Raw genomic sequence first — 15,751 nt, 5'->3', positions numbered from 1 at the left:
TGGGGACACGAAATTGACGTCAGCGCTGGTGGACCGGCTTGTACACCACGCTCACATTCTCTCGTTTACCGGAGATAGTTTCCGTCTGAAACAGGCGATGGAACGAATTCCGGGTTGATGATTCTACTGGCAAGTGTCTGTCGGCATTTTTCGCTGCCGAAATTAGCATTTTTCTCTTGCGAAAAACAGACGGGGAACGTAATGACCAGAAAACCATTGCTGATATCGAAAATTTGATTACGCAAAAGCCGGATGCGATTATCAAGCACCTTGGAGATACGAAAGTGTTCACTAATGTGCTGAAAAAGGTAAAGGATGCCAAAATCCCTTTGTTTACGATTGACCATCCGAGTGAATATAGTAACACAAACCATATGTCGGATAATTATTATATGGGTGAAGCCTTGGCCCGTCAATTATTCGAAGACATCGGCGGAGAAGGAAAAGTGGCTGTTTTTAACGGTTTTTATGGGGTGCAGGCTTGCAGGATCCGCTACGATCTGTTGAAATATGTCGCTCAAGATTATCCGAAGGTCCAGTTTATTGAACCTGAATTACAGGACGTTATCCCTGGAACCATTGAAGATGCCCGCAAGAAGATTCAGGATCTGCTGCTCAAGTATCCGCAGAAGGGCGATCTGAGGGCGGTCTGGGCATGCTGGGACATTCCGGGAATTGGCGCTGCACAGGCCATCGATGCGGCAGGCCGTAAGGACATCAAGGTGTATGGCGCAGATGGGGAACCGGCTGCACTGGATCTGGTCGCTGACCCGAGCAGCTCTTTTACAGCCATTGCGGCGCAGGAGCCATACAAGGTCGGTCAAGCGGCTGTTGATACGGCGGCCCGTTTTTTGGCGGGACAGGCTGTACCGAAAACGGTATATCTGGATGCTTTCATAGTTACCAAAGAGAATGTGGCAGAGGCGAGAAAGAAGCTGGAGCCTAAGTAACCAATTCCAAAGGGCAGGGGAATTTGCTGTCCTTTGAATGATTCCCATGCGTAAAGGAGCGAGAAACAGGTCTATGAGTGAAGCATACATCTTACAGATGCTGGGCATTCAAAAAGAGTTTCCTGGAGTTAAAGCGCTCCAGCATGTTGATTTTGAGCTTCGTCATGGTGAAATTCATGGCCTTGTTGGAGAGAACGGAGCGGGGAAGTCCACATTGATGAAAATATTGGCCGGGATTTACAGTCAAGACAGCGGAGAGATCCGGTTTCAAGGGCAACCGTTGGAACGGCTGACGCCGAAGCTGGTAGAGAGGCTGGGCATCCACTTTATTCATCAAGAGCGGTATATTGTCCCTTATCTCACGGTGGCGGAATCTTTATTTCTGGGTATCGAGCCTTCCATCACGCCAATAAAATGGATGAAACGGCGATCGCTTGAGAAAGAGGCCGAAGCTCATCTGAAAGAGAAGGTGGGCTTATCGATTGCTGGCCATCGGCTGATCGGCGAACTGACGGTAGGCGAGCAGCAGTTGATTCAGGTTTGCCGTGCCCTGCTTCATCAACCGAAAATTATTGTGTTTGACGAGCCTACAGCGGTGCTGGCGAAACGCGAGGCCGATCGATTGTTTGAAATGATCCGCGATCTGAAGGAAAGAGGCATCGGGATTATTTATATCTCGCACTATTTGGGTGAAATTGTTCAAATTTGCGACCGGATCACGGTTTTTCGAAATGGAGCCAAAATCAATACGGTGGATACGAAGGGACTATCTATCGAGGATATTGTTTATATGATGGTGGGTCGGCGTTTAGAGGAGCAGTTTCCCGAGAAACACTTGGTCTCGGGCCATACCTTGTTGAATGTGAAAGGCTTAACTCACGAAACACAATTTCGCAATATCGATTTGCAAGTCCGCAGCGGTGAAGTTGTCGGCGTCACGGGATTAATGGGATCGGGGCATTCCAGCCTCGGACAGGCTCTATTCGATGGCGTCGGCCTGGTGGGCGGCCATATTGAAATTGAAGGCCGCCACATGGCCGGCATCAATCCGGAGCGGGCGGTATCTGCAGGCATCGGGTATTTGCCTGAAGATCGGCGCAGACAGGGGATTGTGCAAAATATGTCGGTTCGAGAAAATATCACACTCGCAAGTCTCAAAAAAATAAGTAAAGCGGGCGTCATTCGATTAAAACAGGAGTTTCGGAAAGCTGCCGAGCTCATCGAGCGGCTGGAAATTCGCACGCCGAATCAGGAAGCATCCGTGAATTATTTAAGCGGCGGCAATCAGCAGAAGGTCGTGCTGTCCAAATGGCTGAGCAGCGGGGCTAAATTGTACATTATGAACCAGCCTACGGCTGCGGTAGATGTAGGCGCCAAGGTGGAGATTTACTCGTTGATCAGCAGCTTGGTCAAGCAAGGGGCCGGCGTGCTTTTGGTCACTCAGGATTTGCAGGAACTGATAGGCCTGAGCAACAGAATTCTGGTCATGTACCGCGGAGAAATCATTCGTGAGCTGGATGGAAGTGACGTGACATCGGATGAGTTGATGCTCAGCTTGATGGGAGGAGGAACCTGAATGATTCCGGTAATCCGAAGGAGTAGCGGTACGAGTACGATTTCTTCAATTTCTTCATTTGTGTTTAGGTATAGCGGTTATTTTACCTTTGTTCTTGTGGCCTTGTATTTTTCCGTTCGCTCCCCTGCTTTTTTGACGTTGAAGAATGTGCTGAATATTTTGCTTCAATCCAGCGCTTTGGGGATTATTGCCTGCGGCATGACAGCCGTTATTATCGGCGGCGGCAACCATGTCATTCGAGGGGGCATTGATTTATCACTGGGGAATAATCTCGCTCTCAATGCTGCCATTACAGCAGCGTTAATTAGTCACGGGTATTCGTTATGGGCGGCCGCCGGAGCAGCGCTTTTATCCAGTGTGGTTGTAGGGGTTATCAATGCGTTTGCGATAGTCAAACTGAAATTTATCCCGCTGCTGGGCACTCTTTCGGTTATGTATATATTACAAGGCGTGCAGCTGCTTATTACGAATAATAAAGTGATCAGCATATCCGAACCGACGTTGAATTTGATAGCGAACGGCGCCTTCCTGCACATACCGGTGCCGGTATGGATATTTCTGATCGTAGGGGCGATGGCGTATGTGCTGTTCAATCATACCGTGTTCGGCAACTGGGTATACGCCGTCGGAGGAAATCCGGAAGCTGCCAGAGCGGCTGGTGTCCATGTCAATCTGACATTGGCTTTAACTTATATTATAGCCTCCATCACGGCGTTCATCGCCAGCTTAATTATTGTGGCCCGCTTATCGGGTACCGTAACCGGTATTGGAGATATCATGCTGCTGGATATCCTGCTGGCCGGGTTAATGAGCGCTGTCTTCAGCAAATTATCTGTGCCTAATATGACAGGCGCGGTTCTTAGCGCGCTGTTTGTGGGGATGTTGTCCAACGGATTTACATTAATCAATGTTCCCACGTACTGGGTATTTGCGATTAAAGGCGCATTAATACTTGTGGCTGTTGCGATTACCACAACACAGCAAAGGAGGGTGAAGCCGCATGTCTAGGACGGCAGATAGAGATTTTATGCGGTATAGCACACTAGTGGCTTTACTTGCGGTCATCGTCACATTTTCAATCATTTCTCCGTCGTTTCTATCCTTCAGCAATCTTTCCAATATTTTAAGCCAGTCTGCCGTGCTTGCTTTAGTTGCCGTAGGCTTATGCTTTGTGATTGCTTCCGGGGGGATTGATTTATCGATTGCCGTTTCATTTGATATCGGAGCGATGGTTGCTGTCATGCTGCTGAAAGCGGGCTTTGGTTGGCTGCCTGCCATAACGATCGCGTTAGCTGCAGGAGTCCTGGTAGGCTTGTTTAACAGCTTGTTGATTGTCAGAGTAAGATTGTCGCCTTTTCTGGTCACCTTGGGAACGTTATTCATCGGTGAAAGCATAGAGAAAATTTTTACCCGAGGCGGGGAACCCGTCTATTTCCCGGGAATGAGCGAGGTGGTCAAGTTTTTGGGACGCGGCAGCGTATTTGTGTTTACCGGAGAGGATGGCGGGCGAATCGATATTAAATTTTCAATCATCATCGCCATTGCTGCTGCGATTGGGGCTCATTTCCTGCTTAACAGAACGGTCTTCGGCCGTCATCTCTATGCGCTGGGAGACCAGAAGGAGGCTGCCGTACTCTCCGGCGTGCCTGTAAACAAGTATACCGTTTACGCTTTTGTATTGAGCGGTGTGATCTGCTCCTTTGCCGGTATCATCGGTTCTTAAGAGTTAACGTCATTCGTTCCCTTGAGCGGCCGATATTACTTATTGGATGCGATAGGTGCAGTATTTATAGGCAGTGCACTAAACCGTCAGGGCCATGCCAACATCCCGGGGACATTGATCGGCGTGCTGTTTTTTGGCGTGGTATCCAATGGGCTTAATTTATCGGGCATTAATTTTTACTGGCAAAGCGTAGCACGCGGCGTTCTAATCTTCCTTATCTTGTCTTGGGATTCTTTGGCTAAGAAGAGAAGGATAAGTTCTAGCAAGAGCAGATACGCATGATTTTAGGGGCGAGCCTAATGAAAGGCTGCTGCGAAGCATCAAGAAACTAACGACTCCACAGAAAAATTGGCGGGAATTGCTTGCGGCCTACATCACGGAGGAGACGACGGACTACGGCTTCGCACCGAGCGATAAGCGATACGTGCATACCGATCTCTTCCTGCCGGATTGGAATGAACGGGACGATTTCCTCCGGGAGGTCGTGATTGCGGTGGACTTGTCCGGCTCGATCTCTCCAGCGGAGCTAAGGTCGTTTCTCTCGGAAATCAAGGGAATCTTGGCGTTGTGCCGGGATACCGAAGGTTATTTGCTATCCTTTGACACTCAAATCCGGAGCAACATTCCACTGGCTGATTTCTGGCCGAGAGCATTATTACCGCTCCGAATCCAATAATATTGGCCCCCCAATGCCATAGATCTGAATGTCATTCATTTGCTGGAGGAGTTATCTCGTAAAAAGCAACCGCGCAAAGGAGGTTGAAAGCAATGTCATGACGAAAAGCTGCTGCACGCTTGGACAAAGGAGATTTGTTTATACAGGCTGCATACTCATTTTGAACGTCGTGATGAAAAACAAGGATAATTGTACAGATCTTGATTTTCGGGGAAAGTCCAAGATTCTCTCGATTCATTACTGCAACATGGCGCAAATTGTTCAGTGTGTCTGGGGTATGGTACTCCCCTGGATAACAGAAACAGGACCAACGGCGCTCTTCCGTTGGTCCACTTTACTGGTTGTTTTCACAGCTCTCTGCGACTAGCCGCGGCCAGTCCCTTCAAGGATTTCGCGAGAAGTGTACTATTTGACGATCAACTTCCGTTCGGTTCTGGGGAACCCTTCAGCTTGGCCCGCCGACCCGAACAGCCGCATATAATATCCGGCCACTTGACCGAAGCTTTGTTTGGTTGCAATTAATATATCGTTGATCCGCGTCTTGGGATCATTTTGCTCGAGCAGTGAAACCACGCTCTCTTTGGCCGCCACGGCCATATCCGTATAAATATTAATTTTCCGTATGCCAAAAGAAATCGCCCGCTGCAAATTTTCTTCGCCTGTAGAGGATCCGCCGTGAAGCACCAGGGGGATTTGCGTCGCACGTTGGATTTGCTCCAATAAATCAAAATGTATTTTCGGTTCTCCTTTGTATTTTCCGTGAATCGTTCCGACCGCTACGGCCAGGCAATCGACCTGAGTTTCATTCACGAATTCGGCTGCCTGGGCCGGGTTGGTCAGCAGCTTCGAGATTTCCTCGGATGTCAGGCCGTTACGGGCCACATGACCCACTTCCGCCTCCACGGTGATTCCGAGAGAATGGGCAACCTTCACAATCTCCTTAGTGATCGCCAGGTTCTCATCATATGGAAGGTCGGAACCGTCGAACATCACGGTGGTCATCCCGGCATGAATGGCCCGCATGCAGCTGTCGTAGCTTCGGCCGTGATCCAAAATGAGAGCGACGGGGATATCCAATGGTTCCGCCAGCAGGCGGATGGCTTTCACAAACACTTCAAATTGCTGAAAAGGGAAAAACGTTTCAGGCACCGCAATCACAACCGGCGAAACGTTTTCTTGTGCGGCTTCCAACACCGCCGTCGCCGTTTCCAAATTGGGAACGTCAAACGAACCAACCGCATAATGGTTTTGAACAGCATGAGTTAAAATCTCTTTCATAGGTACCAACATCGTCTTCTCTCCCTTTCTCTCCTTTTAATTTTTGACACTTCCGGCCGTAAGGCCTTGTAACAAATATTTTTGAATAAAAAGAAAGATAACAATTAACGGGATGCTTGACATAAACGATAATGCCGCCAGCTGGTTCCATTCGGTTGTAAATTCCCCGATCAAAAATCCGATCCCAATCGTGAGCGGCCTTTTCTCCACCGTCTGGGTCAAGACAACGGCAAACAAAAATTCGTTCCAGGCCAGAATAAAGGTATACACTGCCGTTGCAATTAAACCGGGTAAAGCAGGCGGCAGAATGATATACAGGAAGGTCCGAAACGGTCCATAACCGTCGATGGTAGCCGCTTCGTCCAATTCCCGGGGGATGCTGTTAATAAAGTCGCGCATCATCAAGATGGAAAACGGCAAAGCAAAAGAGGTATAAGCAAGGATCAGCGCAGTGTAGGTATTGTAAAGCCCCATTCTTGAGATGAACAGAAAGTAAGGTATGCTCAGCAGCACCATCGGAAATACCTGGGTTAAGAGAATATACACCAGCGCGATTTTTTTTCCGGCAAATTTGAATCGGGAAAACCCGTAGCCGGTTAGTGATGCTAACAGTACACATAAGAACGTAACGCAAAAAGCGATGATATAGCTGTTAACAAAAAATTGAATCAGCTCCGGATTAGCCAGTACCCGTCGATAGGACTCCATATTGAGCTGCTCGGGTATCCATTTGACCGGGATGGAGAATATTTCCGTGTTATCGCGAAAAGAAACGGAACTCATCCAAAGAATAGGCAGCATCGAAATACTCGTTAGAACAAACAGCGCCGCATAGGTTGCAACCTTCTTTTTTTGTTTCAATTTCAGGGGTCCACCTCCTTTTCCAAAGCCATTTTCAGGTAGGCTATGGAAGTAAGCGCCATGACCAAGAACATGAATAAGGCGATGGCGGAGGCGTAACCGAAATTCAAGGAACGGAATGCTTGATTATATACGTAAGTGGACAGTACCTCCGTGGCATTCATCGGACCACCCCCCGTCATGAGAAATACGAGGTCAAACGAGCGGAAATTCCAAATGATCTCCAATATCGTTACCGTCAGAATGACCCCTTTCATTTGGGGCAGGATGATGTAAATAAAGGTTTGCAAAGCACCTGCCCCGTCCACTTCCGCAGCCTCCTTATAATCTTTGGATACGGTTTGCAGTCCGGCGAGCAGCATCAGCATCACAAACGGAAATCCCCGCCATACATTGGCCAAAATTAATGCGGGTAAAGCAAAGCGTTCATCGCTTAGCCAAGGAATCTGACTCAGATCGTAAAAGCCAATCGAATGCAAAGTGCTGTTGATAATGCCAAACGGATTCAGCATGAGCACCCAGGTCGCTGCTACTACGGAGCTGGAAAATAACCAGGGAAACATAAGGATGGAGCGAAGGATCCCGCGAACCCTGAGATTGATGCTTTGGTTCAGCAATACGGCAAGCGTCATCCCTACAATGAGATCAAGAATGACACTGCTGAAAGTAAAGACTAACGTATGCGACAAAGCATCCCAAAATTTGCTGTCTAAGATCAGAGTTGTATAATTTGAAAGCCCTGCGAAGACGGGAAAGGATTTATTTTGATAATCATAGAAACTCATCTGGATGACTTGAAGCAGCGGATATCCGGTCAAGAGGATCAACAGCATCATAGCTGGTAAAATAAAGGATATTTTCTGGAAGTATTTAGTTATCATATTTCTCGAACACCTTGTTCCATTCTGCTGCCGCATCGTCTAACGCCTGCTTGGCGCTTTTCTTGTCGCTTACAAACATTTGCACCTCGTTCATAAACACTTTTCTTAAATCGCTGGAAAGCGGAAGATACAAGTCCACGCCCACCGCATTGCCGGCTTCAAATTGATTGGCGAAAACCTTCAGCATCGCGTTGTTTTGCACGAATTCATCCTTCATGGCTTCTTTATTATGAGGGAAATAATTCGCCGACTTGGCCCATATCAGTTGTCCTTTGACGCCTCCCATAAAGGAAATAAATTTCCAGGCGGCTTCTTTCTGCTTGCTTTTAGCCGAAATGCCTAATAAAGAACCGGTTACGACCGTCCCATGGGTGACGCCTTTGGGTAATGGGGCCACACCAAATTCCAAACCGGGATTGGCTTTATTTTGTATGCCGATCCCCCAAGGTCCTTCAAACATCAAAGCGGTATTCTCGGAACTGAAGTTGGCCCGCTTTTCCTTTTCACCAGCGGATAGCTCCCCTGGAGTGGTTACTTTATATTGCTTGACCAGACTTTTGTAAAATTCCAAAGCCTTGACACCTTGCTCGGTATTGAATGCAGCCCTGTTGTTCTCAATGATTTTGCCTCCAGCCTGCAGAATAAGGGGCCATATCTCGTAAGTAGCTGTTGTTGCCGGTTCGGCGCTGATGTTTCCGGTTAGGGCATATTGCTTTTTACTGGGATCTGTTAATTTTTTACTCACCTCCAATAGCTCCTCCCATGTCTCAGGGGGCTTTACGTTAGCGGCTTCCAGCTTTTTCTTGTTATAAAATTGAGCTACGTTGCCGGTATAGAAAGGGATGCCGGTGTAATTGTTTTTCCACGGTACCCACAAGGGGCCTTCCACGCCTTTTTTATAGTCTTCGGGCATTTGATTAAAAAAATCATTCAATGGATAGGAGATCCCTGCCTCCGCGAATTCGATCACCCAGGGGCTTTGAATCGTAATGACGTCGGGCGGACTTCCGGCCAGATTCAGGGTGACGATCTTGTCATGAACTTGGGCATACGGAAGATCTTCGATATTCAATTCAATATCCGGATTTTCCTGTTCAAAGGCCTCCTTGATCTGCTTAAGCGGTTCTTCGCCAACCTCGGTCTTCCACCATTGCAGCCATGTGATCGTGGTTTTGGCATTAGCGTTCTGATCGTTTTTTTGTTCAACGGACTGCTGCGGCCGCTTCTCGTCCGGCGTTTTTTGTTGGGAGGCCGGTGCGGCCGACGGCGGAGAACAGGCGGCGATGAAAACCATGAGAGACACCATCGGCAGCACATATGTAGACTTCTTCATAGCGCTCAAGCTCCTTTCCTCTTCCATGGAGTTTGTTTACAAACCGCTTAGAACAGACGGCATTTCATGATCGACCAAGGGGAGCAGATACTCTTTGAAGGATTCGCTCGGCATATGCCGGCGGGGATCCCAATAATGGTCAGGAAGCTTCCTCTCCTTTCCGGATATTCCCGTCAAATCCGTCCATCGGATTTCACATTGATAAGGCGAATGGGAAATGCGGTGCAAAGCGACCATCCCTCCGGAACGGCCCAGAAGCAAATGACTTACAGCCGCTGCGCCAAGCTGATAAGCTTCTTTTAGATCGATATCGGAGGTCATGCATGCCGCCGCACGATATAAAGTCCCAGGAGCGTCATATCTTGCCTTCAAACCCAACTGTTCGCTAATCACTCGGGCCAAATAATGGCTGGTGCCGCCCGGATGACCATTCCTGAATTCGCGACTGGACGCTTTATCCTGATCCAGCAGCATTTCGCTTGAAGAAGTCCGAATGAATTCAGGGACGACCATCAATACCGTTCCAACTGTTTTGTAAACCCTTTCAATATCGGCCAGCATGAGCTCCAGATGAACGTAATGCTCCGGTAAATACACCAAATGAGGCATATCATGCTCATCCCGCTTGCCCAGTGCGCTTGCCGCCGCCAGCCACCCGGCGTTTCTGCCCATCATCTCCACGATTTTAATTTGGTCAAACGTGTTCATGCTGCGCAGGTCCGCTCCTACCCATTGGACGACATTCGACACAAATTTTGCCGCGCTGCCGTATCCGGGGGTATGATCGGTTCCAAACAGATCGTTATCGATCGTTTTGGGGATATGAATAAATTTCATATCCCTGCCGGTAGCCGCAGCATAATGGTGAAGCGATTGTACGGTTCTGGACGAGCCGTTGCCGCCGATATAACAAAACAGACCGATATTCCATGTTTCCATCGCGGAGACGATCTTTTCCAGTTCTTGTTCGCTCAGCTCGTAACGGGAGGCCCCCAAGATGGCGCCAGGCTGGCTTGCCGCTTGCCGGGCCCGATCCAGTTTATCGTTCAGCCGTACAAGGCGATGCTGCAAAAGACCTTCGATACCGTTGCACACTCCGAAAATCGTATCGATTTCCGTCTGCTTCAACGCCTGCTCCAGAGCCCCATATAACGACATATTGATGACGGACGTCGGTCCGCCTGACTGGCCGATGGCCATATTCGTTTTTTTCACATCAGTCCTCTCCTCCCGTAGCCATAATAATCCGGCATTTATAATGATCGAACTCGCGCTTCACCATGGAACGGAGCTGATCCTCCGTGATGATATAATGCGCTTCGTCGATATGCCCGATTTGAGCTGCCGCAATCCGGTTGAATTTGGACGAATCGGCAACGATATAAACCGACTTGGCGGCCGTTATAAGCAATTTCTTGACTTCCGCTTCGGCAAAATCGTCGGTTGTATATCCATGGGAAACCGAAATCCCCCGAACCCCGATGAACACCTTATCCGCATAAATCTGGCTTAAGGTTTGTTTAAGCAAGGGATTGACCAGGGAATTGGTCCTGGAACGCAGCGTCCCCCCTGTCAGTATGGTGGTAACGCCTTCCCTGAATTCCAATTCTTCGGCAATATTGATGGCGGTGACAATCACCGTGAGATCTTTTTTTCCCACAAGCTGTTTGGCAATTTCCAGCGTAGTGGACCCGCCGTCCAGAATGATAATTTCCCCGTCTTCAATCAAGGAAGCGGCGAACCCGCCGATGATTCGTTTTTCCTCCCGGTGTTCAAGCGCTTGCCGGTAAAATCTTTCATTAAGATCGGAAGGGACCGTTTTCGATTCGACCGCTTTCGCCCCACCGCGTATTCGGGTGATCTTATTCATTCGGCCGAGATGTACCAGATCTCTGCGCGCGGTGATATCGGAAATTCGACATTCGTTTACAATATCTGCGACGGTCACGATTCTGTTCTGCTCAATCAATTGTAAAATGCGTTGATACCTCTCTTCAGCCAGCATATACCCTCCCGCTTTGAATGAAGATGATCACATGGATTTGTGGTTTGCTTCATCATATTCAGCCGGCTTGGCTAACATTCAAGGAAAACGGGATCGAAATGGATTTTTTTTGTTTGAACATCATGTATATACCGATCATTTACTTAATAATGATGATCTGAAATGATGTTTTGAAGGAGGTTAGAGAATGGAACGGATCGGATGGATCGGATTAGGAGCCATGGGAAAGCCAATGGCGCAAAACCTGCTGCGCAGCGGTGTTGATATAACCGTATGGAATCGGACGGCGGCGGCCATGGAGGATCTGGTTAATTTAGGAGCTAAACCGGCGAAAAGCCCGATCGAATTGTCGGAGCAATCAGACACGATCCTGTTGATGTTATCCGACGATGCAGCGGTGAATGAGGTCCTTTTTGGGGAACAAGGATTAGTATTATCCGCTCCCGGGAGGGTAGACGGTTCCAAGCCAAAGGATGATCGAAAACGGAAGAAAACGATCATTAACTGCAGCACCGTAAGTCCGGCCGCTTCCAAATCCATCTTGGAAAGGCTATCGCCTTTTGGGTTCGAATATCTTGAAGCCCCTGTAACAGGCAGCACAATCCAGGCCGAAGAAGGAAAACTGAATTTTTTAATCGGCGGGAAGGCTCCGCTTGTTGAACAAAACGATCCCCTTTTTAAAGCCATGGGGAAAAACGTTTTTTATTTGGGGGAAATAGGCAGTGCCTCTACAGCTAAGCTGGCCAGCAATACGATCGTGGCATTGAATTTATTGTCGTTGATTGAGGGGCTGGCTCTGGTCAAAAAGGCGCAGATCGATCCGGGGCTGTTTCTGCATATTTTGCAGCAGGGAGGTGCGCGGAGTGCGGTGCTCGAAGCGAAAGCGGCCAAATTGCTGGAGGAGGATTTCAGTACGCAATTTTCCGTGGGTTTAATGAACAAGGACTTGGCTTTATCCAGGCAATTGGCTGCTGAATTGAAGGTCCCGGCCTTGATGCTGGCGCAGGCAAAGGAGTTGTTTGTAATGGGGATGAACCGGGGATATCAAGATGAGGATGTTTCCGCGATGGTGAAACTGTACAGCCATTTTTAATTTGGCGGGTACCTTGGGCTCACGACCATAGGCCCCGTCCTTTACCGAAGCCACCAAATGATCCATGGCGCGACGCATAACGTGATGAATGCGGTCAGTATCATCGACACGACCGCGATGGAGCCGGAGACGGGACTATACTCTATCGCTTGCCGGATGCCGGCCGAGTGAGCGCTGGTTCCCAGGAGGATGCCGCGGGAGACGGGACTTTGAACATGGAACCACTTGATGATCAACGGACCGACGAGGATGCCGAGCAATCCGGTCATCAAGGTAGCAAGCGCGGTGACGGACGGAATGCCTCCGGTCATGCGGGTGACGGCAAGGGCGATGGGTGTCGTGGCGGAGTGCGGCGCAAGGCTGGAGACGAGCTCCGCATGTAAGCCGAACAGATGGGCGAGTCCGGCCGATGTTACGACGGCGGCGACGGAGCCGCAGCTGACGCTTGCGACGATGACATAAGCATGGTTTCGGAGCACGTCGAGATGCTTGTATAAGATGACGGCGAGCGCGATAGTAGCGGGCTCCATCATGCCGGTGAGCCATGCGCCTCCTTTGTTGTAGCTTTCAAAGGGCACGCCTGCGGCTTCAACGAGCGCGATGACGACGACCGGCGTAACCAGCAGTGGAGTCAAATACACCTTGGGAAACAGGATATACATGCGTTTGGACACCCAGTAAACCGCAACGGTGCAGCACAGCCAAAAGATCGCCTCCATCATTGGACCTGTCTCTCTTTCCGGGCGGACAGCCGCTGACCGACGAGGGCGCTGCAAAACATGACGGCGAGCACGCTAAGGATGATGATGCCGACGATGGCGATACCGTGATCCGCAAGCAAGCTTTTATAATTGATGATGCCTACGAAGGCGGGAATAAAAAACAGCAGCATTTCGGCAAGCAGCCATCTGGAGCCCAATTCGATCCACTCCAGGCGAATGACCCTGCTTTTCAGAAGCGCAAACAACAGCACGATCCCTACAATACTGCCCGGCACCGGGAAGCCGGACCATTGTACGATGGCGTCCGCTATTTTGGCAATCAGAACAAAAAACAATACCTGTACACCTGTAAGCAACCATGACTTCATGGACCGCACCCCTTCCGTCGTTGTTTAAAGTGAGTATACAAAGCGGGGTTCCATATGTAAAATGAATTTATAGAATTCAATTCATTCCATTTATTTATGGTTGTATGAGGGGGAATGCCGATGGAGCTGCGCCACTTGCAGTACATCGCAGAAATCGTGCGGTGCAGCAGCTTTACCAAAGCCGCGGAAAATCTAAATGTGACACAACCGACCATAAGCAAAATGATCCAAAATCTGGAGAATGAATTGAACGCAGACATTTTTGTCCGGAACGGAAGACAAATCCAATTGACGGATGTAGGCGAAGCGATCTTGAAATATTCCGGACCGATTCTGCAGATGTTCGAAAATTTAAAAACGGAAATCAATGACCTGACCTTCCTGAACAAAGGCAGCATTCGCATCGGTTTGCCGCCCATGGCGGGATCGAGCTTCTTCCCGGACGTGATTAAAAAATTTCAGGACCGTTATCCGGGGATCACGATGAAGATGGTGGAGGATGGCGCAAGAAAAATCGAGGAAAGCATCGAAGAAGGCTTGCTGGACGCAGGAATTTTGCTGCTGCCGGTCAATCAGGCGGTGTTCGATTGGTTTCCGATTTTTAATGATCGGCTCAAGGTCGTGATGCATCCCGCACATCCGTTAGCGGATCGGGAGCAAATTGAACTGGCCGAACTGGAGCAGGAACGGTTTATATTATTTAACAGCAATTTTACCCTGCATGATCGGATCAAGAATGCATGCCGTTCGGCGGGCTTCGTCCCCCGCATCGTATCCGAAAGCTCCCAATGGGATTTAATTCGGGAGATGGTAAGAGCCGATCTGGGCATTGCGTTTCTGCCGGACACCATCTGCCGCTTGTTGGATCCGGATAAAGTAAAAGCGATCCCGTTGGTACCTGAAATTCCGTGGCAGCCCGTGATGGCCTGGAGACGGAAGGGATATCAATCGTTGGCCGCAAGAGAATGGATCGCTTTCACAAAACAAATTTTTTCCGATTCTACTTGATTTTGCCAACTATTTTTGTAAATATAAGATTCATAAAGGAGTGATAGAATGAAGGCGATTGTACATGCAGGGAAGAGCGGATTGGACGGCTTATCCGTTCAGGAGATGGAAGAGCCGCAGCCTGGGGCGGGAGAGGTAAGGGTCAAATTAAGAACGGCGGGAATGAATCACCGGGATCTTTTTGTCCTCGAACGCCATAAGCCGACGGATCCGCCTGTCATTATCGGTTCAGACGGGGCCGGTGTCATCGATGCCGTCGGCGAAGGCGTAACGCACGTCCAAGTAGGAGACGAGGTGATCATTAATCCAAGTCTTGGATGGAAGGAGAACAGCGAAGCGCCTCCCGCGGGTTATGAAATTCTGGGGTTTCCCAAACACGGCACTTTTGCGGAAAAGGTCATTGTGCCTGGCGATAATGCCATCCTTAAACCCCGTTATTTAACTTGGGAGGAAGCCGGCGTGCTGTCTTTGGCGGCGCTCACAGCGTATCGCGCATTGTTTACGAGGGCTCGCATCCGGCCCGGCATGAAGGTGCTGATCCCGGGCATCGGCGGCGGTGCCGCTACGTTTCTTCTTCAGTTTGCCAAAGCGGCGGGTGCTACCGTATATGTAACCTCCCGATCGAAGGAGAAATGCAGGAAAGCCCTGGAATACGGTGCCGACCGCGCGATCGACAGTCATGACGATTGGGGCACGGCGCTTGACGGAGCAAAGGTGGATGTCGCCATTGAAAGCGTCGGCGCGGCTACATTTCATAAGTCGCTTGAACGGCTGCGTCCGGGAGGCACCATAGTCACGTTCGGCGCTTCCACGGGAGATGTCGTTCCATTCAATTTGCGCGACTTCTTCTATGGCCAGTATAATTTGTTGGGGACGACGATGGGAAGCGGGGAAGAGTATCTGGAGATGCTCCAATTTATTGAAACCCATCAAATCAAACCCGTGCTGGACCAAATGATGCCGTTGGAGCAATATGCGCAGGCGTTCGAACGGATGGAGCGCGCGGCACAGCTGGGCAAAATCGGGTTTTATGTCGGCTCCGGCGGCCATTAGATCGGGGCGGCCCCGATCTTTTTTTGTATGAACATACAAAAAATATAGCCCGTTATGCGGAATGTTGTTATATAAAAAACCATTTCTTTCTTCGCATCGAGACGGTATACTTCAAATCACAGTCATTTTTGTAAGCGTTTCCCTTTGTCGAATTCACTCTTTTTGAAAATCAAGGAGGAATGACCATGTACCGCTTACCGAACGGAGAGGAAATTTTCATCATT

General features: G+C 49.3%; 17 protein-coding genes. 9 read left to right on the top strand and 8 right to left on the bottom strand.

The window, feature by feature from the left end:
- From NR121_RS17865 to NR121_RS17840, 6 genes are all read left to right on the top strand, one after another.
- A partial coding sequence (locus tag NR121_RS17865; protein WP_256831618.1) for an ATP-binding protein occupies nucleotides 1-118 on the top strand: 118 nt, incomplete at its 5' end.
- A gap of 58 nt (nucleotides 119-176) precedes the next feature.
- Nucleotides 177-950, top strand: a complete 774-nt coding sequence (locus tag NR121_RS17860; RefSeq protein ID WP_256831615.1) for a substrate-binding domain-containing protein — start codon at nucleotides 177-179, stop codon at nucleotides 948-950.
- 73 nt (nucleotides 951-1,023) lie between these two features.
- The gene (locus NR121_RS17855) at nucleotides 1,024-2,526 is read left to right on the top strand and encodes a sugar ABC transporter ATP-binding protein (protein WP_256831613.1); all 1,503 of its coding nucleotides are present in this window, start codon (nucleotides 1,024-1,026) and stop codon (nucleotides 2,524-2,526) included.
- Complete coding sequence (locus tag NR121_RS17850; protein WP_054820043.1) at nucleotides 2,527-3,534, top strand: ABC transporter permease; 1,008 nt, start codon at nucleotides 2,527-2,529, stop codon at nucleotides 3,532-3,534. It begins immediately after the preceding gene.
- Entirely contained in the window at nucleotides 3,527-4,249 is a 723-nt protein-coding gene (locus NR121_RS17845) for an ABC transporter permease (protein ID WP_256831611.1), read from the top strand. The genes NR121_RS17850 and NR121_RS17845 overlap by 8 nt, the downstream gene beginning before the upstream one ends.
- Before the next feature lie 358 nt (nucleotides 4,250-4,607).
- Nucleotides 4,608-4,925, top strand: coding sequence for a vWA domain-containing protein (locus NR121_RS17840; RefSeq protein ID WP_256831609.1), 318 nt, complete (start codon nucleotides 4,608-4,610; stop codon nucleotides 4,923-4,925).
- Between the two features lie 405 nt (nucleotides 4,926-5,330).
- On the opposite strand, the gene NR121_RS17835 is transcribed toward NR121_RS17840, so the two are convergent.
- From NR121_RS17835 to NR121_RS17810, 6 genes are read right to left on the bottom strand one after another with little or no spacing between them, the layout of a single operon-like run.
- Entirely contained in the window at nucleotides 5,331-6,215 is an 885-nt protein-coding gene (locus NR121_RS17835) for a class II fructose-bisphosphate aldolase (RefSeq protein WP_054820039.1), read from the bottom strand.
- A 24-nt stretch (nucleotides 6,216-6,239) separates the two neighbouring features.
- A complete protein-coding gene (locus NR121_RS17830) occupies nucleotides 6,240-7,064 on the bottom strand; it encodes a carbohydrate ABC transporter permease (protein WP_256831608.1) in 825 nt (274 codons plus the stop codon).
- 2 nt (nucleotides 7,065-7,066) lie between these two features.
- Nucleotides 7,067-7,945 carry a carbohydrate ABC transporter permease gene (locus NR121_RS17825; protein ID WP_171006026.1) on the bottom strand — a complete coding sequence of 293 codons (879 nt, stop codon included), beginning with the start codon at nucleotides 7,943-7,945 and terminating at the stop codon, nucleotides 7,067-7,069.
- Nucleotides 7,935-9,278, bottom strand: a complete 1,344-nt coding sequence (locus NR121_RS17820) for an ABC transporter substrate-binding protein (RefSeq protein ID WP_256831607.1) — start codon at nucleotides 9,276-9,278, stop codon at nucleotides 7,935-7,937. Before NR121_RS17820 ends, NR121_RS17825 begins: the two co-directional genes overlap by 11 nt.
- 36 nt (nucleotides 9,279-9,314) lie before the next feature.
- Entirely contained in the window at nucleotides 9,315-10,493 is a 1,179-nt protein-coding gene (locus tag NR121_RS17815; RefSeq protein WP_054820033.1) for a diphosphate--fructose-6-phosphate 1-phosphotransferase, read from the bottom strand.
- A gap of 1 nt (nucleotide 10,494) precedes the next feature.
- Complete coding sequence (locus tag NR121_RS17810; protein ID WP_256831606.1) at nucleotides 10,495-11,283, bottom strand: DeoR/GlpR family DNA-binding transcription regulator; 789 nt, start codon at nucleotides 11,281-11,283, stop codon at nucleotides 10,495-10,497.
- 187 nt (nucleotides 11,284-11,470) lie between these two features.
- On the opposite strand from NR121_RS17810, the gene NR121_RS17805 reads away from it, so the two are divergent.
- The gene (locus tag NR121_RS17805; protein ID WP_256831605.1) at nucleotides 11,471-12,376 is read left to right on the top strand and encodes an NAD(P)-dependent oxidoreductase; all 906 of its coding nucleotides are present in this window, start codon (nucleotides 11,471-11,473) and stop codon (nucleotides 12,374-12,376) included.
- A gap of 41 nt (nucleotides 12,377-12,417) precedes the next feature.
- On the opposite strand, the gene NR121_RS17800 is transcribed toward NR121_RS17805, so the two are convergent.
- Together NR121_RS17800 and NR121_RS17795 are read right to left on the bottom strand one after the other, a co-directional pair.
- Complete coding sequence (locus tag NR121_RS17800; protein WP_054820028.1) at nucleotides 12,418-13,098, bottom strand: LrgB family protein; 681 nt, start codon at nucleotides 13,096-13,098, stop codon at nucleotides 12,418-12,420.
- Nucleotides 13,095-13,466: a CidA/LrgA family protein gene (locus tag NR121_RS17795; protein WP_062410753.1), complete on the bottom strand. Its 372-nt coding sequence runs from the start codon at nucleotides 13,464-13,466 to the stop codon at nucleotides 13,095-13,097. Before NR121_RS17795 ends, NR121_RS17800 begins: the two co-directional genes overlap by 4 nt.
- Nucleotides 13,467-13,586: 120 nt before the next feature.
- Between NR121_RS17795 and NR121_RS17790 the strand changes: the two genes are divergently transcribed.
- Together NR121_RS17790 and NR121_RS17785 are read left to right on the top strand one after the other, a co-directional pair.
- Complete coding sequence (locus tag NR121_RS17790; RefSeq protein WP_074729086.1) at nucleotides 13,587-14,474, top strand: LysR family transcriptional regulator; 888 nt, start codon at nucleotides 13,587-13,589, stop codon at nucleotides 14,472-14,474.
- Nucleotides 14,475-14,522: 48 nt separating this feature from the next.
- Nucleotides 14,523-15,527, top strand: a complete 1,005-nt coding sequence (locus tag NR121_RS17785; RefSeq protein ID WP_256831601.1) for a zinc-binding dehydrogenase — start codon at nucleotides 14,523-14,525, stop codon at nucleotides 15,525-15,527.
- Nucleotides 15,528-15,751 lie beyond the last annotated feature (224 nt).

Source organism: Paenibacillus sp. Pae15, from assembly GCF_024519685.1.
Lineage (GTDB): Bacteria > Bacillota > Bacilli > Paenibacillales > NBRC-103111 > Paenibacillus_G > Paenibacillus_G naphthalenovorans.
The sequence above is the reverse complement of the archived record's forward strand: the minus strand, read 5'-3'. Positions and strand labels throughout refer to the sequence as shown.

Excerpts from the sequence above, each read along its gene's own strand:
- NR121_RS17825 (WP_171006026.1), bottom strand. The coding sequence starts at position 7,945 with ATGATAACTAAATACTTCCAGAAAATATCCTTTATTTTACCAGCTATG.
- NR121_RS17855 (WP_256831613.1), top strand. The coding sequence starts at position 1,024 with ATGAGTGAAGCATACATCTTACAGATGCTGGGCATTCAAAAAGAGTTT.
- NR121_RS17805 (WP_256831605.1), top strand. The coding sequence starts at position 11,471 with ATGGAACGGATCGGATGGATCGGATTAGGAGCCATGGGAAAGCCAATG.
- NR121_RS17795 (WP_062410753.1), bottom strand. The coding sequence starts at position 13,466 with ATGAAGTCATGGTTGCTTACAGGTGTACAGGTATTGTTTTTTGTTCTG.
- NR121_RS17820 (WP_256831607.1), bottom strand. The coding sequence starts at position 9,278 with ATGAAGAAGTCTACATATGTGCTGCCGATGGTGTCTCTCATGGTTTTC.
- NR121_RS17785 (WP_256831601.1), top strand. The coding sequence starts at position 14,523 with ATGAAGGCGATTGTACATGCAGGGAAGAGCGGATTGGACGGCTTATCC.
- NR121_RS17845 (WP_256831611.1), top strand. The coding sequence starts at position 3,527 with ATGTCTAGGACGGCAGATAGAGATTTTATGCGGTATAGCACACTAGTG.
- NR121_RS17850 (WP_054820043.1), top strand. The coding sequence starts at position 2,527 with ATGATTCCGGTAATCCGAAGGAGTAGCGGTACGAGTACGATTTCTTCA.
- NR121_RS17800 (WP_054820028.1), bottom strand. The coding sequence starts at position 13,098 with ATGATGGAGGCGATCTTTTGGCTGTGCTGCACCGTTGCGGTTTACTGG.
- NR121_RS17835 (WP_054820039.1), bottom strand. The coding sequence starts at position 6,215 with ATGTTGGTACCTATGAAAGAGATTTTAACTCATGCTGTTCAAAACCAT.
- NR121_RS17810 (WP_256831606.1), bottom strand. The coding sequence starts at position 11,283 with ATGCTGGCTGAAGAGAGGTATCAACGCATTTTACAATTGATTGAGCAG.
- NR121_RS17790 (WP_074729086.1), top strand. The coding sequence starts at position 13,587 with ATGGAGCTGCGCCACTTGCAGTACATCGCAGAAATCGTGCGGTGCAGC.